The sequence below is a fragment of the Simiduia aestuariiviva genome, from assembly GCF_014192475.1.
Taxonomy (GTDB): Bacteria; Pseudomonadota; Gammaproteobacteria; order Pseudomonadales; family Cellvibrionaceae; genus Simiduia; species Simiduia aestuariiviva.
In genome coordinates this window covers 811,094-835,309 of the sequence record NZ_JACHXZ010000002.1, presented here as the reverse complement: position 1 = coordinate 835,309, position 24,216 = coordinate 811,094, and the positions used below count along the sequence as shown (strand labels likewise).

Annotated in this window: 19 protein-coding genes and 2 tRNA genes; 8 read left to right on the top strand and 13 right to left on the bottom strand. The window is 53.7% G+C overall.

The genetic code is table 11. From position 1 onward, the window contains the following. The first annotated feature begins 260 nt into the window (after positions 1-260). From FHS30_RS09445 to FHS30_RS09420, 6 genes are all read left to right on the top strand, one after another. A tRNA-Ser gene (locus tag FHS30_RS09445) sits at positions 261-348 on the top strand. Positions 349-1,143: 795 nt separating this feature from the next. Next, complete coding sequence (locus FHS30_RS09440; protein WP_183910183.1) at positions 1,144-3,531, top strand: Lon protease family protein; 2,388 nt, start codon at positions 1,144-1,146, stop codon at positions 3,529-3,531. 161 nt (positions 3,532-3,692) lie between these two features. Further along, positions 3,693-3,769, top strand: a tRNA-Arg gene (locus FHS30_RS09435). A gap of 978 nt (positions 3,770-4,747) precedes the next feature. Then, positions 4,748-5,059, top strand: coding sequence for a hypothetical protein (locus tag FHS30_RS09430; protein WP_183910182.1), 312 nt, complete (start codon positions 4,748-4,750; stop codon positions 5,057-5,059). A 76-nt stretch (positions 5,060-5,135) separates the two neighbouring features. Then, positions 5,136-5,669, top strand: a complete 534-nt coding sequence (locus FHS30_RS09425) for a hypothetical protein (RefSeq protein ID WP_183910181.1) — start codon at positions 5,136-5,138, stop codon at positions 5,667-5,669. A gap of 140 nt (positions 5,670-5,809) precedes the next feature. Beyond that, the gene (locus FHS30_RS09420; RefSeq protein WP_183910180.1) at positions 5,810-6,136 is read left to right on the top strand and encodes a hypothetical protein; all 327 of its coding nucleotides are present in this window, start codon (positions 5,810-5,812) and stop codon (positions 6,134-6,136) included. A gap of 169 nt (positions 6,137-6,305) precedes the next feature. Here the strand turns inward: FHS30_RS09420 and FHS30_RS09415 are convergent, their stop codons facing one another. From FHS30_RS09415 to FHS30_RS09395, 5 genes are all read right to left on the bottom strand, one after another. Then, entirely contained in the window at positions 6,306-6,704 is a 399-nt protein-coding gene (locus FHS30_RS09415) for a hypothetical protein (protein ID WP_183910179.1), read from the bottom strand. A gap of 314 nt (positions 6,705-7,018) precedes the next feature. Next, entirely contained in the window at positions 7,019-8,224 is a 1,206-nt protein-coding gene (locus tag FHS30_RS09410) for a PilT/PilU family type 4a pilus ATPase (protein WP_183910178.1), read from the bottom strand. A gap of 336 nt (positions 8,225-8,560) precedes the next feature. Then, positions 8,561-8,800, bottom strand: coding sequence for a hypothetical protein (locus FHS30_RS09405; protein ID WP_183910177.1), 240 nt, complete (start codon positions 8,798-8,800; stop codon positions 8,561-8,563). Positions 8,801-9,047: 247 nt separating this feature from the next. Continuing rightward, positions 9,048-10,709 (bottom strand): acyl-CoA dehydrogenase family protein, encoded by a 1,662-nt coding sequence (locus tag FHS30_RS09400; RefSeq protein WP_183910176.1) that lies wholly within the window; start codon positions 10,707-10,709, stop codon positions 9,048-9,050. A 27-nt stretch (positions 10,710-10,736) separates the two neighbouring features. After that, positions 10,737-11,345 (bottom strand): TetR/AcrR family transcriptional regulator, encoded by a 609-nt coding sequence (locus FHS30_RS09395; RefSeq protein ID WP_183910175.1) that lies wholly within the window; start codon positions 11,343-11,345, stop codon positions 10,737-10,739. A 295-nt stretch (positions 11,346-11,640) separates the two neighbouring features. Here FHS30_RS09395 and FHS30_RS09390 point away from each other — a divergent pair, with 295 nt between their 5' ends. Further along, entirely contained in the window at positions 11,641-12,519 is an 879-nt protein-coding gene (locus tag FHS30_RS09390) for a peptidylprolyl isomerase (RefSeq protein ID WP_183910174.1), read from the top strand. A gap of 55 nt (positions 12,520-12,574) precedes the next feature. Here the strand turns inward: FHS30_RS09390 and FHS30_RS09385 are convergent, their stop codons facing one another. Beyond that, complete coding sequence (locus tag FHS30_RS09385; protein ID WP_183910173.1) at positions 12,575-13,342, bottom strand: TSUP family transporter; 768 nt, start codon at positions 13,340-13,342, stop codon at positions 12,575-12,577. A gap of 18 nt (positions 13,343-13,360) precedes the next feature. After that, positions 13,361-14,299, bottom strand: coding sequence for a ribosome biogenesis GTPase YlqF (gene ylqF, locus FHS30_RS09380; RefSeq protein ID WP_183910172.1), 939 nt, complete (start codon positions 14,297-14,299; stop codon positions 13,361-13,363). A 199-nt stretch (positions 14,300-14,498) separates the two neighbouring features. Between ylqF and FHS30_RS09375 the strand changes: the two genes are divergently transcribed. Further along, entirely contained in the window at positions 14,499-15,110 is a 612-nt protein-coding gene (locus FHS30_RS09375) for a transglutaminase-like cysteine peptidase (RefSeq protein ID WP_183910171.1), read from the top strand. 141 nt (positions 15,111-15,251) lie between these two features. Here FHS30_RS09375 and sucD read toward each other — a convergent pair whose 3' ends face one another. The 6 genes from sucD to FHS30_RS09345 all read right to left on the bottom strand — a co-directional run bounded on the left by sucD (position 15,252) and on the right by FHS30_RS09345 (position 24,201). Next, positions 15,252-16,124 carry a succinate--CoA ligase subunit alpha gene (gene sucD, locus FHS30_RS09370; RefSeq protein ID WP_183910170.1) on the bottom strand — a complete coding sequence of 291 codons (873 nt, stop codon included), beginning with the start codon at positions 16,122-16,124 and terminating at the stop codon, positions 15,252-15,254. Then, entirely contained in the window at positions 16,124-17,290 is a 1,167-nt protein-coding gene (gene sucC, locus FHS30_RS09365; RefSeq protein WP_183910169.1) for an ADP-forming succinate--CoA ligase subunit beta, read from the bottom strand. The genes sucD and sucC overlap by 1 nt, the downstream gene beginning before the upstream one ends. 141 nt (positions 17,291-17,431) lie before the next feature. Further along, a complete protein-coding gene (gene lpdA, locus FHS30_RS09360) occupies positions 17,432-18,886 on the bottom strand; it encodes a dihydrolipoyl dehydrogenase (protein ID WP_183910168.1) in 1,455 nt (484 codons plus the stop codon). 65 nt (positions 18,887-18,951) lie between these two features. Continuing rightward, the gene (gene odhB / locus FHS30_RS09355; RefSeq protein WP_183910167.1) at positions 18,952-20,166 is read right to left on the bottom strand and encodes a 2-oxoglutarate dehydrogenase complex dihydrolipoyllysine-residue succinyltransferase; all 1,215 of its coding nucleotides are present in this window, start codon (positions 20,164-20,166) and stop codon (positions 18,952-18,954) included. A gap of 41 nt (positions 20,167-20,207) precedes the next feature. Next, a complete protein-coding gene (locus tag FHS30_RS09350) occupies positions 20,208-23,042 on the bottom strand; it encodes a 2-oxoglutarate dehydrogenase E1 component (protein WP_183910166.1) in 2,835 nt (944 codons plus the stop codon). 454 nt (positions 23,043-23,496) lie between these two features. After that, positions 23,497-24,201, bottom strand: a complete 705-nt coding sequence (locus FHS30_RS09345) for a succinate dehydrogenase iron-sulfur subunit (RefSeq protein WP_183910165.1) — start codon at positions 24,199-24,201, stop codon at positions 23,497-23,499. Between the last annotated feature and the right edge of the window lie 15 nt (positions 24,202-24,216).

Genomic DNA, 24,216 nt, shown 5'->3' with positions numbered 1-24,216 from the left:
ATGTCGAACTCGCTTCGACCACGAGCAAGCAGGTAGCAGACTTGACGCTCGCTAAACCATCTAAAGATTCTGCCCAGTTTTATGGTGAGGTGTCCGACTAATCTGACGGGATCAGATTAGGACAGCAGGCCAAAGACTGCTGCCCCGAAGGGGTGAGGCGCAGGACGCGCCGAATCAATGTCGAACTCGCTTCGACCACGAGCAAGCAGGTAGCAGACTTGACGCTCGCTAAACCATCTAAAGATTCTGCCCAGTTTTATGGTGAGGTGTCCGAGTGGTCGAAGGAGCACGCCTGGAAAGTGTGTATATCGAAAGGTATCGAGGGTTCGAATCCCTCCCTCACCGCCATACAAAACAGCCCGGCTAATGCCGGGCTTTTTTGTATGTGGAGAGGGAGATTTGGATGAGAACCCCCGGTTCGATCAGCCCGCGTTCGCGGGCTAAGACGCCGGCTTTGCCGGCGCCCCGAAGGGGTGAGCGCATCGCGCGAATCAATCCCTCGTCCACCTACGGTTCGCGAGGGCCGGTCTTGAGCAAAGCTCAAGCCGCTAACACGGCGCCGAGCAGCGCTCGCCGAAACCCCGAGTTAGCCCCTCACCGCCATACAAAACAGCCCGGCTAATGCCGGGCTTTTTTGTATGTGGAGAGGGAGATTTGGATGAGAACCCCCGGTTCGATCAGCCCGCGTTCGCGGGCTAAGACGCCGGCTTTGCCGGCGCCCCGAAGGGGTGAGCGCATCGCGCGAATCATCAGCCTTGCTTTTCAAGGCTAAGACGTCCGGCTTTGCCGGCGCCCCGAAGGGGTGAGCGCATCGCGCGAATCAATCCCTCGTCCACCTGCGGTTCGCGAGGGCCGGTCTTGAGCAAAGCTCAAGCCGCTAACACGGCGCCGAGCAGCGATCGCCGAAACCCCGAGTTAGCCCCTCACCGCCATACAAAACAGCCCGGCGAACGCTGGGCTGTCTTGTGTTTGGGAGATGGTGAAAGGGTGCGCTAATGGCACGTTTTGCAGTCAATTTGCCCATCTTTTGGTCGCGTTATTGTGGATATGGATTGCCGGTAGCCGTTGAGCAAGGTGCCGCTTTGGTTGGCCGCGCGCTAGGGTGTATGCTCAGTGTCTACTGTGCAGTTAAAGGGAAGTACTATGCCATCTGCGAAGCAAATATGTACCTTGTCATCCGCTCAATTAAGTGTGGCTGTTGATCCCGCGCAGTGCGCCGCTCAACCTCAAGCGGATGCACCGGTTGATTTGCGCGTTATCGGCCATGAGCGTGCACGCGCTGCCTTGGAGTTTGGCCTTTCCATGGCAATTCCAGGCTTTAATATTTTTGCGGTTGGCGATACGGGTACCGGGCGTAGAACGCTGATCAGCCAAGCCCTGTCTGCACATGCTGCGTCGCTGCCCGCTGGCGCGGAATGGTGTTACATCAACAATTTCGATAATCCTCACGCACCGCAAGCCCTGTGGCTTAACCCCGGCGATGGCAAGGCGCTGTTATCGCGCATCAATCGTTTTATCGATGAGCTGTTGGTGCTATTTCCCGAGGTGTTTGAAAACCCCGCCTATCAGCGCAAAAAAAAGCAGATCGATCGAAAGTTTTCTCAGCGCTATGAGGAGGCCATAGCCGCCGTTGAGCAGGAGGCGTTAGCGAACAGCGTAGGCTTGTATGAAGAGGATGGTTCGGTCACTTTTGCGCCATTGATTGACGGCCAGGCAGTGGATGATGCGCAGTTTGCAGCGCTCAGCGAGTCAGACCGCAATCACTTCTATCAATTGCTTGCCAGTCTTGAAGAGCGGTTGTCTGAGCGTCTATTAGAGCTGCCAGTATGGAAGCGCGAGGCGGTGGGGCAGCTGCGCAAATTAAAATACGACACCATTGAGCAGGTGGTGCGCCCGTTATTGAAAGATCTGGGGCGCGAGTATGCCAGTCATTTAGGTGTTCAAAAGTATTTGCGCGAAGTCAAAGAGCACATTGCCGATACGTTGCTGGATATAATTGCCAATGAAGATGAAGAAAATCCAGACGATCGAATTTTTAGGCATCAACTGGAGCGAAAATTTCTTCCCAACCTTTTGGAAGCGCGCGACCCGACCCAAGGTGCCCCTGTCGTTTTTGAGCAAAACCCCACCTTTCAAAATTTGTTTGGTGTGGTGGACTACAACATGGCCCAAGGGGTGCTGAAAACCAACTACCGCATGATTCGCGCAGGCGCCTTTCATCGCGCCAATGGCGGATTTTTGCTCTTAGATGCTGAAAAATTATTGAATCAACCGGCCGTCTGGCAGCAGTTTAAGTTGGTGTTGAAAACCCAGCAGATTCAAATTGAGCCGCCCTATGGCGAGCTGGGTTCTACTGGAGCCTACCAACTGCAACCTGAAAAAATTCCGCTGGCCGTGAAGGTGGTTTTGCTGGGCTCGCCCGAGGTCTATTACACCTTGCAGCAACTCGACGAGGAGTTTGCAGAGTTATTTCGCGTGCTGGCCGACTTTGATAGGCACCTGTTGCCCACCGACGACAATCTCTTTGCGTTTAGTGCTCTGGTGCGTGAACGCGGGCGGCGCTTGGCGTACCCGAGTATTAGTGATGAAGCTGTAGCGCTACTCGCCCGCATGGCCATGCGCAACGCGGAGCATCAGCGCAAACTGTCGGCCAACATTCAGCAGTGGAACGAATTGCTCGATGAAGCTCATTACATATGGCGCACGGCGGGGTCGGAGGGCGACATCACCGCTTCCCATGTGGCCAAAGCGCGCGAGCAAAAGCAGTACCGCACGGGCCGAATCAGTGAGGCCATGCTCGAAGACATTAAAGAGCGGCAGGTGTTGATCAGTACTGAAGGGCGAGCGGTTGGCGCCATCAATGGATTAACGGTGTATTCCGTGGGCGACAACAGTTTTGGCAACCCCGCGCGCATTACCGCCACCGTCTATGCGGGCAAACAGGGCGTGACCGATATCGAACGCGAGGCCGAGCTCGGTCGCGCCATCCACTCCAAGGGGGTCATGCTGCTCACCGGCTATTTGGGTCACACCTATGGCCAGCATTTTCAACTGTCGATCTCAGCCAATATTGCCATTGAACAATCCTATGGGCAGGTAGATGGTGATAGTGCATCTCTGGCGGAAGTGTGTGCGCTCATCTCCGCAGTGACAGGCATACCGATCGATCAGTCGCTGGCGGTGACCGGCTCTATTAACCAGCACGGACAGGTGCAATCCATTGGCGGCGCCAATGAAAAGATCGAAGGTTTCTTCCGCCTGTGTCGCGATCGTGGGCTCACCGGGCAGCAGGGCGTCATCATCCCCAAGACCAACCAAATGAATCTTATGCTCGACGACGATGTTTTGGCTGCGGTGGCAGCAGGGCAGTTCGCTGTCTATGCCGTGGAGACCATCGATCAGGCGCTGGAGCTGTTGCTCGATACAGAGGCCGGCGAGCCCGACGGCAATGGCGGTTACCCACCGGCCTCAGTGCACGGCAAAGCCATGGCGCGGCTCAAGGCGCTATCGGCACTGGCGCATGCGAATTAGTCGCCGGCGAGTCAAAAAATCATCGATTTGGCGCCTATACCGCCAAATCACCAAACGAGCCTAAGCCGTTGAATAAAATTAGTATTTTTCTGGAAAAAGGGCTTGACTCACATAGGGGGCATCCCTAATATACGCGCCTCCAGACGAGACGTCAGGAACACGCGCTTGTAGCTCAGCTGGATAGAGTACCTGGCTACGAACCAGGCGGTCAGGGGTTCGAATCCCTTCAAGCGCGCCATACAAAACAAAAAGGCCCCATGTGAAAACATGGGGCCTTTTTGTTTTGCGGTGTGCGGACGGTGATGAGAACCCCTCGGGTTCGACAAAATGCGAATAGCATTTTAGACCGAGCGCCAGCGAGCCCGCAGGGTGCAAGCAGCCCAAAGGCTGATTGCAGTCAATCCCGACCCGATCCTGCAGGCATTTCAGTAATGAAAACATGGGGCCTTTTTGTTTTGCGGGGTGCGGATGGCCGTTACCGCCGTCCTGGCTCTCACGGCATTTGCACATCCTTGTGCGGCAGGGATGAGGCCGCTCTCAGGCTCCTGCCTTGCGTGCCATTCGTACATCCGAGGCTCCTGCCTTGCGTGCCATTCGTACATCCGTGTACATCAACCCCTCGGGTTCGAGAAAATGCGAGCAGCATTTTAGACCGAGCGTAAGCGAGCCCGCAGGGTGCAAGCAGCCCCTAGGCTGACTGCAGTCAATCCCGCCTGATCGTGTAGGCAATCCCGCCCTAGCAGTACGAAAGTGATAGCTTCCCCTTCAGCTATTCAACGCTTGAGTTCACTAATACTTTCTTTGTTTTTGAAGCTAAGAGCTCATATTGACAGCTTAATGAATCAATAGATTCGCTTGCTAAAGAATCATCCAGCCGTCGACTAAATAGCTGGATCACACGAGATACTTTGATGGTGTAAAGTGCTGTATGAATACCCAGAATATTTAAAATTCCGGTATTTTATTGAAAAATATTGTTCCGTCAGGTCTCATATTTGTTCTTACAAAATAAAAATACTTGATAAAACAAGAACTTCCCGTAGTGCGCATCCTGCATATGAGAACTCGCATTCAGCATACCAAGCGCGCACACTTTCCTTTTGTCGTGCTAAGATCCACCAAATTAATCGTTTTAAATCAGAATGTTACAGCATGTTGATTTAAGCGCCACCGGCATACTGTGCCGGCACACTAATAAAATGTTAAGTTACCAAATATGAGTGAAATTACTCTCAATCAACTAAGAAATACCCTAGAGCGCAGTCATTGGAAAGTTCTAGATGAACTACCAGGCGACGATTATAGGTTTTCGGGATTTTGGAAAATTGCCCGTCCGGATAATAGCTCTCCATTGACTATTGCTTTTAATGGGTTGGATGATATGGAAACATATCCGATGGAAAAATCGTATGGATTCGAACTTGTTGAGCATCCTGAAATTAGCGCTTATATGGGTAAACATACAACAAAGTCTTGGCCGAAAGAATTGCAAGCTTTTATAGAGAAACTAAATGAAATTCAAACTTAACAAGCGCAGCAAAAGCGACGCTAAAAAGCAGCGCGCTTTCTGCGGGCGTTAGCTTAGAACGGAGATTGTCAGGCCTATGAGCAAATGGATCTTTGCACTAATTCAGTTTTTCCCTTTATCCACGTTCGCCACATTTGCTTTTTGGTATGGTGCACCATCTGTAGAGCGTTGGCTTGAGGCTTTTCAGATTGGAGCCCTATTAGGCTTATTTCAATTAGCAATACTACTGCCGCAAAAAAAGCCACTAAACAGACTTGTACTTGCGGGCAATATTTATCTTATCTTTGGTGGGATAGCTGTTTTTTTGCAACAATGGTGGTATTTGGAGATATACGACTCGTTAAGAGAGTCCGCCATTCTAGCTATAATGGTAGTTGTTGGCTGCATAACTACCTTTACATCTTCATATGGCTTCATCGCTGTAAAAGACGTCTCAAGGAAGTATTCTTTGTGGCTGTTAGTGGCTACTTTGTCAATGTTACCGTTTTCAATTGTATTTGAGGGTAATCGTCTGTATGCCGCAGTAATTCCGATAATTTTCTTAGCTATCCTTCATCGCTTTTTGTCGTATGTAGCTAAAGAAGATGTATTGGTTCAAGATGTCAGCTAACAAGGGCAGGCAAAGTGGGCCGCAAAAGACGCGGCCCTGACTCGCTATCACTCGCCTTTCCTGCCGGCGTTATGTGTCCAAGTTACCCACGAAAAGTAGACACCCTGTATAGTTATATTTGACTGATATGGAGGTGTCGAATGACACGCAAAAAACACCAGCATCAAGAAATAAAAATGAGTGAAAATATCGCACAGAAAAGGCCTATCTATTTTCTAGTATTTGCAGTGGTTACATTAGTGCTTGGGTCCTATTTATCATACGCAAACCTAGGACTATCTTTAGCGCTAATCCCTCCAGTAATTTCATACATAGGTATCGCTCTTCTATTTATCGAAATCGCTACGGGTAATATCGCACTGGTCAATATAAGCGACTGGAACAAGGTTGAAATAGGTATCTATGGGAAGCTGGCTTTATTTTTTATGGCTATTGGTGGCGTAGCAAATAGCTTTGTAGTTGGCTAATGCATAACAAGTGACTACGGTCTAAAGTCAAACTCTTAGGCCATTTTCTCGTCCCTGTAAGCGTCGTTTTTACCATCGAATTTAGGGTTGTCGGTTGCTTTCGCATACAGGTAATAGGGGCTGCTTTTTTCGGTTTTCCTGCGATAGCGAATGTCCTGGCTCACGCTATTTATTCAAATGCTTTGCACTTTCGCTTAAACCAAGACAGTCGCTTTACGATATTGTTAGGGCAGTTGCTACTGCAGTGGGCGTTCAGTTGCGAAATTTTTTCGATTTCATTGTTTATGCTGAATACTTTGCCATTTACGATATGCTCATAACCCGGATGTTCTGATGAAAACCGGAAGTGGTTTTCAGAATTGCCGATAATCACTTTTTCCTGTGCAACGGCATAGATATCAAAGCGCCATATATTCCAGTTGCTCCAATTGTAGCTTGATAAACAACGATTCATAGATTCGCCAACTGTCATGCTGTCGAAGCCAGAGCTTTGTGCCGGGCCTGAAATTGTAGTAGTTAACGTAATTAGACGGCTAGTAACGACAGCTTTGATGAGGCTTTTTACCATGGCTCAGTCCTTTGAATTTAGTCAATACGGGGTAAACAATATGTGATGACTTTGAGATGGTCAACAGAAAGTCAAATCTATGTGTCGGCTTGTTAAACCCAGAGTGATTAAGTACAAGCCATTTGAGTGTACGGGTAATTCGACTTTCTTAGACCATAGGTTGCTTTGTAAAAGGAATTGGGTCAGCGTAATGAATTGGCTGATGGGTTGCTCTCAGTGGAGGGGCTGCACGATATAGTCATGGAAGGCAATGCGTGGCAATGCCTTGAGACTGCAGTCTGAGTTCCAATGTATAAACGAGTGACCAAGCTTCATTAAAACCCCTTATCCTCTTCACTCTCATCTTCCTCCATGCTCTCCAATGATAAGTTGCCAAAGGACATAGGTGCCTGGGCCTCTTTGGCGGCCGGTTTTTCCTTGTTGACTTCTGGGACTGGTTCGCTGCTGCCGGTTTTTTTACTGTCGAGTTTAATCCGCAGCCGGAGATTGTTTGGCGAGTCTGCGTTGGCGAGGGCTTCTTCGGCGCTGATGCGGCCCTCTTTGTAGAGATAGAACAAGGCACCATCGAAGGTTTGCATGCCCAAATTTTCAGATTTCTCCATGATTTCTTTGATTTCTTCCAGTCGGCTTTTCAAAATCATTTCTTGAATGGTTTTGGTGCCGATAAGGATTTCTACGGCGGCGCAGCGCTTGCCGTCTACTGTGGGAATGAGCCGTTGGGACACAAAGGCGCGCAGGTTTTGCGACAGTGACAGTAAAAGCTGTGGTCTGCGTTCTTCCGGGAAGAAGTTGATGATGCGTTCGAGGGCTTGGTTGGCATTGTTTGCGTGCAATGTGGAGATGGCCAAATGACCGGTATCAGCAAACTCCAGTGCGTGTTCCATGGTTTCGCGGTCGCGGATTTCACCGATGAGAATCACATCGGGCGCCTGCCGGAGTGTATTTTTTAGGGCATTTTTAAAGCTCCGAGTATCAACCCCCACCTCGCGTTGGTTGACGATACTTTTTTTATGTTTGTGCACATATTCCACGGGATCTTCGATGGTGATGATGTGCCCGCCGCTGGTGCTGTTGCGGTGGTCTATTAACGCGGCGAGGGAAGTGGATTTTCCCGATCCGGTGGCACCCACAAAAAGGACTAATCCGCGCTTGGTAAGGATAATGTCCTTAAGCACTTCAGGTAGTTTTAAGTCTTCAAACTTGGGGATATCGGCCTTGATATTGCGCGCCACGATGGAGACTTCGTTGCGTTGTTTAAAAATATTGATACGAAAACGACCCACGCCTGCAATTGAGGTGGCCAGGTTCATTTCCAGCTCATGCTGAAACACCTCGCGCTGCTCTTCATCCATGATCTCGTTGGCAATGCGCTCGATTTCGCCCGAGGGGTAGGGCGTTTGACTCAGCGGTTTAAGGGCGCCCTGAAATTTGGCGCAGGGCGGGGCGCCGGTGCTCAAGTAGAGATCAGAGCCGTCTTTTTTGGCCAGTATGTTGAGCAGGTTGTCGATCGGTGTGCTCATTGTGCGCTCCCCAAGAATTAGGAATTCATTATAGGAAGGCTGGCGGCTTCTGCCCAGTTTGTTGCGAATTAGACGGTGTTGATGGCGTGATGTGGGAGGGCGTTGCTGTGAATTGTGCCTTGTAGGCGCGGTAAAGACAGGTGAGATCTAGGCCCTGCAGTCGGACAAGTTTCCGTGCAGGCTGTTTAGGTGGCGTGACCTGTATGGCTCAGTGTGGATGGTACAAGGCCCAAAGTGACATGTTACGGGTGCTAGCAGTAAATGTTCACCTTGGGGGACGTCTAGATTGCGAGGATCGTTTGGCCGAATCCGTTCATTCGGCGCGACCCGCGCACTCTAGTGGGACGCAAGAAAGCTGGTTACTTGGCTGGTGGCGCTTTCCTGACTGATGGCGTACTTGTCGCGCACCATTTCAGTGAGCTTTTTCTGATCGCCACCGGAGGCCTTTAGGTCACCTTCAGTCAGCTTGCTCCAGCGGGTGTGTGCTGCGGCAATATTGCTGGACCACGGGTGCTTTGCCTTGGCAGGTTGGGCACTGGCGGCTTTGTTCGGTTGGGTTTTATCGGTGGTTTTCATGATGGCATTCTCGCTGAGTTAGGTTCGCGCCGAGAGTGGCGCAACATCGAGGAGCAAGTGTGTCAATTGGGAGGGCGGGCGTCTGTTCGTTAGCCCGCTTTGGGGCGCAATAATGGCGCCGATCATTTGGTGGATAAGTGGGGTGATGGGCGAGTGCGAGTCCCGGTCCCCTCTGTGATGGTCTTTTGTGTAACTTTAGAAATATCGGCGCGAGTGCAATGCGGGTGGGCCTGCGCCGTGCAATCGCCTAATTCGGCGCCGCGTGTTTAACGATTGCGGCGACATCGATACCTTGTGGCAGTGCACCGTACAGCGATTGGCTGCCCGCGTGGGTTGCCAGCCGGCTCACGCAGAACGCTTCTGCCAGGGGTGACTTGAGGGTAATGAGTGCCATGGCTTGCATGCTCAGTGCTAACCCTGCCGTCAGTTGGCGGGCTTGTGGGGCCAGCTGTGCTTGCGGTTGCTGAAATGTCGCCCGCATACGGGCCACGTGCGGCGCCAGTAGCGGCAGCTCCGCGCTAGCCGTATCTAGGGCCTGCCAGAGCGCTGTTAAGCATTCAGGGTGACGCTGTAAGACCCGCAGCAAGTCGAGGCACTGGACGTTGCCCGAGCCCTCCCAGATGGCGTTGATGGGGGCTTCGCGATACAGGCGCGCCATGGGGCCGGTGTCCATGACGCCCATGCCGCCAATGCACTCCATGGCCTCGTAGGCATGGCCCGGCGTGCGTTTACAAATCCAGTATTTACCCACGGCCGTGCCGATGCGCAGCAATGCTGCCTCGACGGCGTCATCGGGGCGATCCAGTGCCATGGCCATGCGCCATGTGAGCGCCAGTGCGGCCTCGCTCTCCAACGCAAGATCGGCTAAGACACGGGTCATCAAGGGTTGGTCCACGAGGCGTGCGCCAAAGGCGCTGCGGTGCTGGCAGTGGTGAATGGCTTGGGCGGTGGCCGCTCGCTGCCCGGCGCTGGAGCCCATCATACAATCGAAGCGGGTGAGGGCGACCATCTCCAAGATATTGGCGATGCCTCGTCCTTCTTCGCCAATCAGCCAGCCATGGGCGCCTCTGAGTTCGGTTTCCGCAGACGCGTTGGAGGCATTGCCCATTTTTTGTTTGAGCTGCTGAAGTTGAAGAGGATTTTTACTGCCATCTTCGCGCCAACGTGGCACTAAAAAGCACGACAGACCCTGCTGGGTATGCGCGAGCGTGAGAAAGCCATCACTCATGGGCGCCGATACGAAATATTTGTGGCCCACCAATTCATAGAGTTCTCCACCCCCGGGCTGGCCAATCGGGTGGGCGCGGGTACTGTTGGCGCGCACATCGGAACCGCCTTGCTTTTCAGTCATGGCCATGCCGAGGGTGATACCGGCTTTTTGTTGCCAGGGTTTATTGTCGCCGTCGTAGTCTGGACTGCAAAGCTTAGGCAGCCACTGTGCGGCAATGTTGGGTTGTTTGCTCAACGTGGGGACGGCGGCAAAGGTCATGGTGATTGGGCAGCAGTGGCCGGCTTCCACTTGATTGTGGCAATAGTAGAGCGCGGTGCGCAGCTGGTGTGCGTTGGATTGCCCTCCTTGCCACGGCAATGCGTGCAGGCCGGTGGTGACTGCCTCACCCATCAGCTGATGATAGCTGGGATGAAACTCCACGCAATCTACCCGTTCGCCAAAGCGATCATGGGTGCTAAAAATTGGCTTGTGCAGGTTGGCTTGATGGCCAAGCGCTAAATAGTCAGCTTGGCCCCATGTGCGCCCTTTTTCTGCCAGCAGGGCGCGTTGGTTTTCGCCCAGTGATTGTGTGGCATTCACTAGCGCGCGGTCGCTCAGATACAGGTTGTAGTCTGCTAGCGGGCCCGATTGGTTGTCGACGCTGTGGGTGTTGGCGAGGAACGGGTCGTGCTTAAACATGGCGATTATCCAAAAGCGCTGGTGGGTTTACGCGCTGAGTGCCCGCAGGCAAAACTGCACAAGGGGGGCAATATCGCTCGCGCAAAAAGAGGCGTAGCTGGGCGGTACGGCCAACGGCTCGGCCATGGCGCCGACCAGTGCGGTGGCGGCGAGCGCAGCGGGTTGAGGCGCGAATTGTCGCTGCTCAATGCCGTCTTCAATGACTGCCTGAAAGCGCGTGGCCCAGCGGCGTCGGTGCTCATTGCGGGCCTGCTCTACGGCGGGGTCAACGGGCTCTGCCACCAGGGAATAGGCAAGTTGCGGATTGGCGTGGGCGCGCTGTAAAAAGGCGGTGAGCAGCATTTCTAGCTGTACGATGGGGGCTGCGCGGTGATTGACGCATTCGAACACGGCGTGCATTTCATGGGTGCTGGCACGCTCGAATAGTGCCACGGACAAGGTGGCCTTATCGGTAAAATAGCGATAGAGATTGCCTGTGGCCATGCCGGCCTGCTGGGCGATGCGCGCCATCGACAGGGCGCTAAATCCGCCCCTAGCAACAATCCGGTGACCAGACCTTAGCAGCATTTGCTGAGTGTCTACCTTGCGAGCTTCCGTGCGAGCTGTTGCTTGATACGCCATAAAGTGAATGTCCATTCATTTTTGCAGGGCAGTAAACCAGTACAGACGTACAGGGTCAAGCGAGGCGCGGGGGATTCCGACCAGTGGTCACTGTGGCGCTCAGCGGGGCGCTGGTGCAAGGCGTTACCCTTATAAATATCGGATCGCTCACTTGTATGTGGGTGGTGTTATGAATGTCAATAAAGGCTGATGGGTTTGAGGTTGAAGCCGTCCATAATTTAAGTGCCTAACATTTTCTGTGCTATTGGATTTTTAGATTGTGCCAAGTAGCAGACTCTTCGGTAATCGATTAACAAAAAGCGGAAATGCAATGACTGGAAAAAAACAAACATTGGTGTGGCTTGCGGCAAGTATTTGGCTGCTCTTTGCCTCGGCGAGCGGGGCTGCAACCTATCGAGATTTAGATCAGCAACAGTTGTGGTATTTGGAGTTAGACACGGGGCGAGTGGTGATTGAGCTCAATGACACATTTGCGCCCAAAACTGTCGCGCAAATTAAGCAGCTAACGCGAGCGGGCATTTATGACGGTGTGTCGTTTTATCGGGTGATCGATGGGTTTGTGGCGCAGGCGGGGCCTGGTGATACGCCTCTCTCCGATAGCGCAATTAAACGCTTGGGGCAGACAAGTATTCCGACCCTGCCCATGGAATCGGTATTGCCGTGGTCTAATGCACGGGCCTTTACGCCAGTGCAAAGGCAGGATTTGTTCGCGCCGCAAACTGCATTCAGTGCGGGCTTTGCGGTTGGCCTTAACGCGACGTCTAGCGAGGCGTGGCTGTTGCATTGCCCGGGTGCAGTGGGCATTGCGCGCGGCAATGAGCCAGATTCGGCCACCAGTGATTTTTACGTGGTCATTGGTCAGGCCCCGCGGTATTTAGACGGCATCATGACCGTGTTTGGGCGCGTGGTTTGGGGCATGGATAAGGTGCAGGCAATTTTGCGCGCAGACCCCCAAGGCTCTGGTGTGATGGCACCAGATGAACCACAGACGCGCATTCAGCGCGCTGTTTTAGGGAGCGATTTGCCGCCCGAACAACAATTGATGCTAGCGGTTGAGCGCACGGTGGGTGAGGCGTTTGAACAAAAACTTGCCGCTCGTAAACTGCGCGATCACCCCTTCTTTTTCAAGCGGCCGCCGGCGGTACTGGACGCCTGCCAAGTGCCGATTGCGGTGCAGTTGGGCACTTGATTGGCGCCAAATTTAGGCAGTGGATGCTTGGCGACTTAGCGTTAATTGCAGTCAGTTAAGCTAGGACGAAGGTCCCCAGGCCTACGCCGCTGACGGCCAATAGCAGCCAGCCAAGTATCCGATAAAATGCTTGGCTGTTTGCCTGCAGGAGTTTGTTGTGGGCGTGTAGCCCCAGCCAGTGCCCTATAGCCGCACAGGGCAGCAACCAAAGGTGCTGCCGCCATTGCAGGTCTACCTCGGCCCAAATAAACGCGGCCATTTTTATCGACACTAAAATAAACCACAGCGCAAACAGCGTATTGCGTAGTCGCGTACGTGCCACGTGCGCGGCGAAAACCGCAACGATGAGTGGCGCCCCAATGAGTGACGTTCCGCTCACATAACCGCCGAGCATGAGTAGCAGTATGTCCATGCCCGGGTGCTTGCTGACAAACGGCTTATTGAATATGTAGCTGAAGGAATAGAGCGTTACGATCGCAAAAATAATGGCGGTCATGACGTCGTTGGGCAACGCTAATAGCCCAAATACGCCCAGCAATTTGGGCGCCAACATAATGAGCAGCGCGCGCTTTAAGTAGCGCCAATCGACCCGTTGATCAATGTCTGTTGCGGCGCGGCTGTGCCAGATGGTTAGGCTGCTGAAAAATAATAAGTGCACCGCGATAATCGGCAAATAAACCAGAGGGCGATTGTCGACCAGCAGTAGAAATGGCAGTGAGAGCACGGCCCCGCCAAACCCGAGTCCCGAGCGTACAAAGCCGCTCCACACAAAAATGACGGCGATGGCGAGGTGCGCCCAAAGGCCTAATTCAGGTAAAAACACAGTGAGCCCTGTTAGCGATTAGGTGTGGCGTTTACCGGCCTTTTTGAGGGCTTTTTTGGCTTCTTTTTCAGCGGCAATGGCGGCCCTGCGGGCCTGCTCTTCGGCAATCTCAATGTCTTCTTGCGCGATTTCGTCGGGCGTTTCTAGCGTAATCTGACCGAGACGACAGGCGCGAAAATCTGAAATAAGAATTTCACCGCCCTTGTGGAAATCCACTTGATCGGCCTTCATGCCGCCCCGTCGGGTGCAGATGGCGGACAGCAATCCATAGTTGTCTTTGGGGAGCGATTTCAAGCCGTAGCGCGCCTTGAGGCCCTCGGCATAGTGGGGCATGAGGTAATCGGCTAAATAAAGGCCCAAATCCTCGAAATCGATGACGGTGTTTTTGATCGCGCTGGTAGCGGCGAGTCGAAAGCCGGTGTTTTCGTGCTCTAGGCGGGGCCACAGCATGCCCGGTGTATCGAACAGGATGACCCCGCCCTCAAGGTTGATTTGTTGCTGGGCCTTGGTGACGGCGGGTTCATTGCCGGTCTTGGTGGCCGGTCGGCCGGCCATGGTATTGATAAACGTCGATTTGCCCACATTCGGTATGCCCGCGACCATGACGTTGATGGTCCTGTTTTGCTCGGCTTTTTGGGGTGCTAATTTTCGGCACAATTCCGGGATCAGGCTCTTTAGTTTGCCGGGCTTGCGTAAGTCTACGGCCAGGGTCCGAATGTTGTTGTCGCGCTCAAAGTGGGCCTGCCAGGCCTTGGTGCGCTCAGGGTCGGCCAAATCATCCTTGCTGAGTAATTTAATCACGGGAATGTCGCCGCGGGCCTCGCTGATCACGGGGTTCTGGCTGGAGTGGGGCAGGCGGGCATCCAATATCTCTACCAGCACGTCGATGCGGGGGAGCAACTCAAGCATTTGCTTGCGCGCTTTGTGCATGTGACCTGGGTACCACTGAATACTCATCGTGCTTCTCTCAACTGCATATGGATTGGCGCCTACACCGTGGCTTGGCTCTGGGGCGGAATTTTACCGGTTAAAAGCCCGCGTGGCGATGGTGGCCTGACTATACTGAATGCTGCCGTAATAGGAGGGCAGTGTGCACAGAGGCTTAACCGGTTGGCGGACGTTGGCGTTGGTGGGGGGCATAGGCTGTTCCTCGGTCATGGCCCAACTACAAGATTTTGGAGTGACAGAGTCCGTATTGCGCTGGGTCGATGCCAAGTGGGGCACTGATGCACGGCAGCGGGTGGCCAGTTGGCCGCCCCACATGCGCATGACCTTGAAGGACTACCCGGATGATCTCGACAAGCTCAAACGGGCCAACGATTTTTTCAATCAAGTGGCATGGGTGTCAGATATCGAGCATTGGCAGCAGGAAGATTATTGGGCAACGCCCCTTGAAACGCTGGCGACAAACGGCGGCGATTGCGAAGATTTTTCTATCGGCAAGTATGTGACGCTGCACCATACTCGAATGGATCCAGATAAACTGCGTATCACCTACGTCAAGGCATTGGAATACGATCAAGCCCATATGGTATTGGCTTATTATCCGACGCCTAGCTCAGAGCCTCTCATTTTGGACAATATCAATAAGACGATATTGCCTGCCTCTCAGCGCACGGATTTATTCCCTATTTACAGTTTTAATGGCGACGGTCTCTGGTTGGCGAAATCACGCGATAAAAAACTGACCAGTGACAGCCAAAAAAGCCTGCCCCAGTGGCGCGCTGTGAACGAGCGCATGGAGCGCGAAGGTTTCAATAAGAATTAGCGACTAATTGATGCGCTAGTCGCACGCCCACATAAAACATTTTTTCTAAGCCACGGTGGTTTTCCCACGCCAATATTAGTTTTGCTGCCCCCACAAAAAAGGGCCGCAGTGCGGCCCTTTTGGCAAGACTTCTAGCAGTTATTACCAGCCAGTAATCTCTTTCAGTGCCGCACCGATGTCGGCCAGACTGCGAACAGTCTTCACGCCTGCATCTTCAAGCGCGGCAAACTTCTCGTCGGCAGTGCCTTTGCCGCCGGCGATGATGGCGCCCGCGTGGCCCATGCGCTTACCGGCAGGTGCGGTAACACCGGCAATGTAAGAGACAACGGGCTTGGTGACATTCGCCTTGATGTAAGCGGCGGCTTCTTCTTCCGCGCTACCACCAATTTCGCCGATCATCACAATTGCTTCAGTGGCGGGGTCTTCCTGGAACAACTTCAGGATATCGATGAAGTTAGAACCGGGAATTGGGTCGCCGCCGATGCCCACACAGGTGGATTGGCCAAAACCGTAGTCGGTGGTTTGCTTAACGGCTTCGTAGGTTAGGGTGCCGGAGCGCGACACGATACCCACTTTACCTGGCAGGTGAATGTGACCGGGCATGATGCCGATCTTGCACTCGCCGGGGGTAATTACACCGGGGCAGTTAGGGCCGATTAAGGTCACGCCCAACTGATCCACAACCACTTTCGCTTCCAGCATGTCCAAGGTTGGAATGCCTTCGGTGATGCACACGATCAGCTTGATGCCGGCGTTCGCCGCTTCCAGGATGGAGTCCTTACAGAAGGCCGCAGGCACGTAGATCACAGACGCTTCGGCGCCCGTGGCTGCTACGGCTTCGCGAACGGTGTTGAATACGGGCAGGCCCAGGTGCGTTTGACCGCCTTTGCCGGGCGTAACGCCGCCAACCATTTTGGTGCCGTAGGCAATGGCTTGTTCAGAGTGAAAGGTGCCTTGTGCACCGGTGAAACCCTGACAGATCACCTTGGTATCTTTATTGATTAAAACGCTCATTATTTGCCTCCCGCCGCTTTAACTACTTGCTGTGCAGCATCGGTCAGGCTGGTGGCGGCGATGATGTTCAAACCGCTTTCGCTCAGAACCTTGGCACCCAAGTCTGCGTTGTTACCTTCAAGGCGCACAACCACGGGCACTTTAACGCCCACTTCTTTGACTGCGCCAATCACGCCTTCAGCGATCATGTCACAGCGCACGATGCCGCCGAAGATGTTGATCAATACGGCTTCTACCGCATCGTCAGACAGGATGATCTTAAACGCTTCAATCACGCGCTCTTTGGTAGCGCCGCCGCCCACATCCAAGAAGTTAGCGGGCTGGCCGCCGTGCAACTTCACGATGTCCATGGTGCCCATGGCCAGACCTGCGCCGTTCACCATGCAGCCGATGTTGCCGTCGAGAGCTACGTAGTTCAGCTCCCACTTGGCGGCATTGGCTTCGCGCTCGTCTTCCTGTGAGGGATCGTGCATTTCTTTGATCTTGGGCTGACGGTACAAGGCGTTGCCGTCGATGTTGATCTTGCCGTCCAAGCAGTGCAGGTTGCCTTCTTCGGTGATCACCAGCGGGTTAATTTCCAGCAGGGCGAAGTCGAAGTCTTGGAACATCTTGGCCAGACCTAAGAAGATCTTGGTGAATTGCTTCACCTGGGCCGCGTTCAGGCCCAACTGGAAGGCCAGGTCGCGCGCTTGGTAAGGCTGTGCGCCCACCAGCGGATCGATCACGGCTTTCAAAATCTTCTCGGGGGTCTCTTCCGCAACTTTTTCAATTTCCACGCCGCCTTCAGTAGACGCCATGAACACGATGCGACGGGTTGCACGGTCTACCACTGCGCCCAGGTACAATTCTTGGGCGATGTCGGTGCAAGACTCAACCAAAATGCGCGAAACGGGCTGACCGTTTTCGTCTGTCTGGTAGGTCACCAGGTTGTTGCCCAGCCACTTTTTGGCGAAATCTTCGATTTCTTGTTTGGTGCTGACCAATTTAACGCCGCCCGCTTTACCGCGGCCACCGGCGTGAACCTGTGCTTTTACTACCCATTTGTCACCACCGATCTCGGCGGCTGCGGCAACAGCCTCGGCAGGTGTAGCAGCTGCTACGCCCTTGGATACCGGGAGACCGTACTCGGCAAACAACTGCTTTGCCTGATACTCATGCAAATTCATGATGTCGTTCCACTTTGTGCGTTTGTTGGATGGGGCATTGGCCCCGTCATAACCACAATACGCTGTACCTGTGATGGTCAGCCGTTACTCCAGACTGACCCCCTGATGTGCCTCGTGTGAGGCGTTAACGCCGTATTGTTATTATTTGCGCTTTTTGCGGTTGGCGATGTGAATAGCGTGTCCGTTCGCCGCCAATGCCGCTTCTTTAACCGCCTCTGACAGAGTCGGGTGACCAAAAATCGTCATGCCAATGTCTTCGGCTGATGAACCAAATTCCATGGCGATGGCAACCTGCTGAACCAAGTCGGCTGCCGATGGACCCACAATGTGAGCACCCAGCACGCGATCGGTGTCAGCGTGTGCCAAAATTTTCACCATGCCGCCGGTCTCGTTGGCGGCCATGGCGCGACCACTGGCCGCAAAGGGGAACACGCCAACATTGTAGGGCTCGCCCTCAGACTTGAGTTGCTCTTCAGTCTTACCCACAGACGCCACTTCCGGGTGGGTGTAAATGACGTTGGGGATAATATCGTAGTTCACTATGCTCTTTTGGCCAGCGATACGCTCGGCAACTACCACGCCTTCTTCGCTGCCTTTGTGGGCCAGCATGGGGCCGCGCACCACGTCACCAATGGCCCATACGCCGGGCGCTGAGGTAGAGCAGAGGTCATTGACGTAGATAAAACCGCGCTCGTCCAAGTTCACGCCGCTGTCGGCAGACAGCAAGTTCTGGGTGAAGGGGCGGCGACCAACGCACACGATCAGCTTGTCGAACACTTCTTTTTGCTCGTTGCCGTCGGCATCAGTGTAGGTGACGGTGACCGTCTTTTTCTTGCCTTTACCACTGACTTCGCTGCCAGTAACGCGGCAGTTCAGGCGAATATCCAGGCCTTGCTTGGTGAGAATTTTTTTGGCTTCTTTGGCAATTTGCTGATCCATCATGGCCAAGAAGTCGGGCATGGCCTCCAGCAGTACAACTTTTGAACCCAAACGGTTCCAAACTGAGCCCAATTCTAGACCGATGACACCGGCACCAATAACGCCCAGGCGCTCGGGCACCTTGTCGATTTCCAATGCACCGGTGGAATCCAGAATGACGTCGTTGTCGACTGGCGCCACGGGGATGTTCACAGGTACCGAACCGGACGCGAGGATGACGTTGTCGGCAGTCAGTGTTTGAACCTTGCCTTCGAAATCGGTGATTTCAACGGTACGGTTGGCCAGCAGTTTGCCGGTGCCGTAAAAAGAGGTGACGCCGTTGGCCTTGAACAGGCCGGCAATGCCGCCGGTCAGCTGCTTCACGATGGCTGCTTTGCGCGCGATCATGGATGGCACATCAATTTTCACGTCTTTGGTGGTGATGCCGTGAATTTCGAGGTCGTCCTTCGCTTCGTGATACTTGTAGGAGCTGTCGAGCAACGCTTTGGAGGGGATGCAGCCCACATTCAAACAGGTGCCGCCATTGACGCCCTTACCCTCGGCGTTTTGCCACTTTTCAATACAGGCGGTTTTTAAACCCAACTGAGCGGCGCGAATGGCTGCTACGTAGCCCGCAGGGCCGGAACCGATCACGATTACGTCAAATTTGTCAGACATGTTTTGTCCTCAATCCTAAAAGTGTAGGGGGCTAGCGCCCCCGAGAAATTGTGTTGTGCAGGCGATTAAATTTCCAGCAGTATGCGGGCCGGGTCTTCAATCATGTCTTTAATCGCAACCAAGAACTGCACGGCATCTTTGCCATCGATTAAACGATGATCATATGACAGGGCCAAGTACATCATGGGGCGGATTTCAACTTTGCCGTTGACGGCCATAGGGCGCTCTTGGATTTTATGCATGCCCAAAATCGCGGTCTGTGGCGGGTTCAAAATGGGGGTCGACATCAATGAGCCAAAAACGCCGCCATTGGTGATGGTGAAGGTGCCACCCATCATGTCGTCCATGCCCAACTTGCCATCGCGTGCACGCAGGCCGAAATCGCGGATGGTGTTTTCAACATCGGCCAGACCCATGTGTTCGGTATTGCGAAGTACCGGCACTACCAACCCTTTCTCCGTTGATACCGCCACACCAATGTCTTGGTAGCCGTGGTAAACCACGTCGTTGCCATCGATTGAGGCGTTAACGGCAGGGAAGCGGCGCAAGGCTTCTGCAGCAGCTTTTACGAAAAAGCCCATGAAACCTAAGCGGGTGCCATTGTGAGATTTTTCAAATTGATCTTTGTATTTTTTGCGCAACTCCATCACCGGGCCCATGTCCACTTCATTGAACGTGGTGAGCATGGCGGTGGACTGGCTGGCTTCGAGCAGGCGCTCGGCAATGCGCGCGCGCATACGAGACATGGGAACGCGCTTTTCAGTGCGATCGCCGGCCGGCATGGCGGCCGGACTTTGGCTCGCTACAGCCGCGGGGGCAGGCGCACTGGCAGGCGATGCAGCGCCGCCTTTCAAGTGATCGATAACATCGCCCTTGGTGACGCGACCGCCTTTGCCTGAGCCTTCCACAGCGCCCACATTGACGTTGTTCTCGCTTGCCATTTTCCGGGCTGAAGGGTTAACCAGTTTTTCGTCGCTCGCTTGGGGGGCTGCAGCGGCGGGAGCAGTAGCCTCCTGTTTAGGTGCACTGGCAGCGGGCGCAGCGCCCTCTTCTAAGCGGGCAATCACCTCGTTGCTGAGGATGGTGTCGCCTTCGTCTTTGAGGATTTCTGCCAACACGCCGTCGGCGGGTGCAACAACTTCTAACACCACCTTGTCGGTTTCGATATCTACAATTAGCTCATCGCGGCTGACGGCTTCGCCAGCTTTCTTGTGCCACGTGGCAATGGTGCCATCGGGTACGGACTCGGGGAATTGCGGTGCTTTGATTTCGATACTCATTGTCTCTATTCCTTAGCCTTAGCCAAATCTGTTAACGACTGCTACTTAATAGTCAGTGCTTCGTCGATGAAACGGTTTTGTTCTTCCAAGTGTGTGGACATGTAGCCCGCTGCCGGTGCGGCAGAGGCTTCTCGGCCCGCAAAATTCAAATACGCCTTGGATGAAATGTTAGCAATCACGCGACGCATATGGTGCTGGCTGGAATACCAGGCACCTTGGTTCATGGGTTCTTCTTGGCACCATACGAAATCAGTTAATTTACCGTAGGGTTTGAGTGCCTCAACCAGCTCGTCTTCAGGGAAGGGGTAGAGCTGTTCCAAACGCACCAATGCCACGTCTTCTTGTCCGCGCTCCATGCGCGCTTCAAGCAGGTGGTAATACACTTTGCCGGAGCAGAGCACAACGCGCTTCACCTTTTTCGGATTGACCGTCGTGTCGGCGAGCACGTTGTGGAAGTGACCATTGGCCAGTTCTTCTAGGGTTGAGGTAGCGAGTTTGTGTCGCAAAATCCATTTGGGGCTCAACACCACGAGTGGGCGACGCATTGGGCGCACAGCTTGCCGGCGCAGCATGTGGAACACTTGCGCGGGCGTGGTGGGAATACAAATTTGAATGTTGTGTTCAGCACACAGTTGCATAAAGCGTTCAAGGCGAGCGGAGGAGTGCTCTGGCCCCTGGCCTTCATAACCGTGCGGTAACAGCATGGTTAAGCCACACAGGCGACCCCATTTGTGCTCACCTGAGGTGATGAACTGATCGATGACCACTTGTGCGCCATTGGCGAAATCGCCGAATTGGGCTTCCCAAATTACCAGCGCATTGGGCGTGGTCGTGGCATAACCATATTCAAATGCCAGCACCGCTTCTTCCGACAACAATGAATCGAAGATGTCGAAGCGCGGTTGATCGGCACTTAAATTTTGCAGCGGTACGTAACGGCTCGCATCTTTTTGGCTGTGCACCACCGCGTGGCGATGAGAGAAGGTGCCGCGGCCCACGTCCTGACCGGTCAAACGCACGCGCACGCCCTGATCGAGAATAGTGGCATAGGCTAGCGTCTCGGCCATTCCCCAATTGATGGGTAGGGCACCACCGGCCATTTTTTTGCGGTCTTCGTAAATCTTTGAGACCTGACGCTGCACCACAACGCCGTCTGGAATGTCACAGCACTTCTGCGCAATTTGCTGCAGGTGCTTGATGTCCACACGGGTGTCGCCTTCCGCGGTCCAGTCGTGGCCGATGTAGGGGCCCCAGTCTACAAACAACGACTTGTCGGGTTCGCTCACCAAGCCGCTGGCCACGTGTTCGCCGCGATCGAGTGCAGCGCGGTACTCGTCTGCCATGGCCTTGGCCTCGGCTTCAGAGAGCACACCCTCGCTAACTAAACGCTCGGCGTAGAGCGTTCGGCTGGGCTTGTGGTTGCGAATTTTTTTATACATCAACGGCTGAGTCGCAGAGGGCTCATCCGTCTCATTGTGGCCGCGACGGCGGTAGCCCACCAAGTCGATAACCACATCTTTCTTAAATTCGTAGCGGTAATCCATGGCCAACAGTGTCACAAACATCACGGCTTCTGGATCGTCGGCGTTGACGTGGAAGATCGGCGCTTCGATCATTTTGGCGACGTCGGTGCAGTACTCTGTGGAGCGAGCGTCTTCACGCAGGTTAGTGGTAAAGCCCACTTGGTTGTTGAGCACCACATGCAAGGTACCGCCCGTCTTGTACGCGCGGGTCTGTGACATCTGGAAGGTTTCCATGACCACGCCTTGGCCTGCAAAGGCGGCATCGCCGTGCACCACGATGGGCACCACTTTATTACCAACGGGATCGTCGCGGCGATCTTGGCGAGCGCGCACTGAACCTTCAACCACGGGCGAAACGATTTCTAAGTGCGACGGGTTAAAGGCCATGGCGATATGCACTTCGCCACCAGGGGTCATGATGTTCGATGAAAAACCTTGATGGTATTTCACATCCCCGGAGGTGGTGACCAGTTTTTTGCCTTCAAATTCTTCAAACAATTCTGACGGCTTTTTACCAAAAACATTCACCAGGGTATTGAGTCGCCCACGGTGTGCCATGCCCAGTACGATTTCTTTGGCACCGTGTGCGCCGGCACTTTTTACTAAACCGTCGAGCAGGGGAATCATCGATTCACCGCCCTCAAGGCCGAAGCGCTTGGTGCCCGGGTATTTGGTGTCCAAGTGGCGCTCTAAACCCTCGGCGGCGGTTAGGCGCTCGAGAATGTTGAGCTTGATGTCGTTGTGGTAGGCGGGCTTAGAGCGCGTGGACTCCAAGCGTTGCTGCAGCCACTGCTTTTCAGAGAAATTGGTGATGTGCATTATCTCTGGGCCAATGTGGCCGCAGTAGGTGCTCTCCAGTGCCTCGATAATTTCGCGCAGTGGCGCTTCGTCTTTACCGATAAAAAGGTTGCCGGTTTGGAATACCGTGTCGAGATCGGCAGGTGTTAGACCGTGAAAGCTCAACTCTAAATCGGGAATGTGCTCGCGCTCCATCAGTCCAAGCGGGTCGAGCTTTGCCCGTTGATGCCCACGGAATCGGTAGGAGCTGATCAGTTGAACGACTTTAACTTGCTTGCGCTCATGCTCGATATTGGCACCACCAGAGCCGGGAGCGGCAATGGGGCGCGCGCGATTCTTGCCGAGCAATTCGAAATGCTCTCGAATCACAGAGTGAGGTGTATCCTGCACGACCACACCATCGACGCGGGGCAGCTGCTCAAAATAGCGGCGCCACTCTTCATCCACGGCGTTGGGATCGTGTAAATAGGTATCGTACAGATCTTCTACATAGGCCGTGTTCCCATCGGAGATATGGGAAGACTTCCTGAGCAGCTCCAACATGCTTTCTTGCATTTTACCCACCTGGTCGATGGGGCATTGTCTAGCTGTGAGGGCGTGAACAGCGCCATGTTACTGGCAGTGTTTTCCGGACTGGCGAACCAGTCGAGCGGTTACCCCATGAAAGCAGCGACAGTTCATCGTCGCTCTCACAGATAGATCGGGTCTTGCCCGACATACCCCTGCTACTTACTAGCGTCAAACTAGTTGTTTCATATGCAGACTCTTTTGGAGTCGCACTGTTTGTTAACTTGCGCAGGCGCGCTGCGCAAATAAAGTTTAGTAGGGCGAAAGATTAATACGTTGGCCTTGGGCCTTTGCATCTTTCCTGCACCTGGGTTCCGCACCTTGTAAGACCATTCAGAGAATGGTGGGCATGCCGCTTGTATTTTTTTATGACTAACCCCCGGCCCAATGGGCAGGGGGTTAGTGCGGCACTACACAGTTTGCGGGACGAGCCCGCCGCTGATTAAACAGCGCGTTCTAATAACATATTTCGAATGTGGCCAATGGCACGCGTGGGGTTTAGTCCTTTGGGACAAACGGCCACACAATTTTGGATGCCGTGGCAGCGGAATACGCTGAAGGGGTCATCCAATTTTGCCAAGCGCTCATCGGTTGCCGTGTCGCGGCTATCTGCTAAAAAGCGGTAGGCCTGTAGCAATCCGGCAGGACCGATGAACTTATCGGGATTCCACCAGAAGGACGGGCAGCTGGTTGAACAGCAGGCGCACAAAATACATTCGTACAAGCCGTCCAGTTTTTCGCGTTCTTCCGGCGACTGCAAGCGCTCAATGGCGGGCGCAGGCGTATCATTTTGCAAGTAGGGTTGAACCTTCTTGTACTGATCATAGAATTGCGTCATGTCGATGACGAGATCGCGCACGACCGGCAAGCCCGGCAGCGGACGCAGAACCAACTTGTTGTTCTTAACGCACGCAGACAAGGGCATGATACACGCAAGGCCATTTTTGCCATTAATGTTCATACCATCTGAACCACACACGCCTTCACGGCACGAGCGACGGTAGGCCAATGATGCATCTTGCGACTTAATTTGCTCCAGTACGTCCAGCACCATTAAGTCTTTGCCCTGGGTGTCCACCTCATAGGTTTGCATATGAGGGGCTTTGTCCGACTCAGGGTTATAGCGATAGATTTCTACTTTTAACATATTCACCATTCCCCA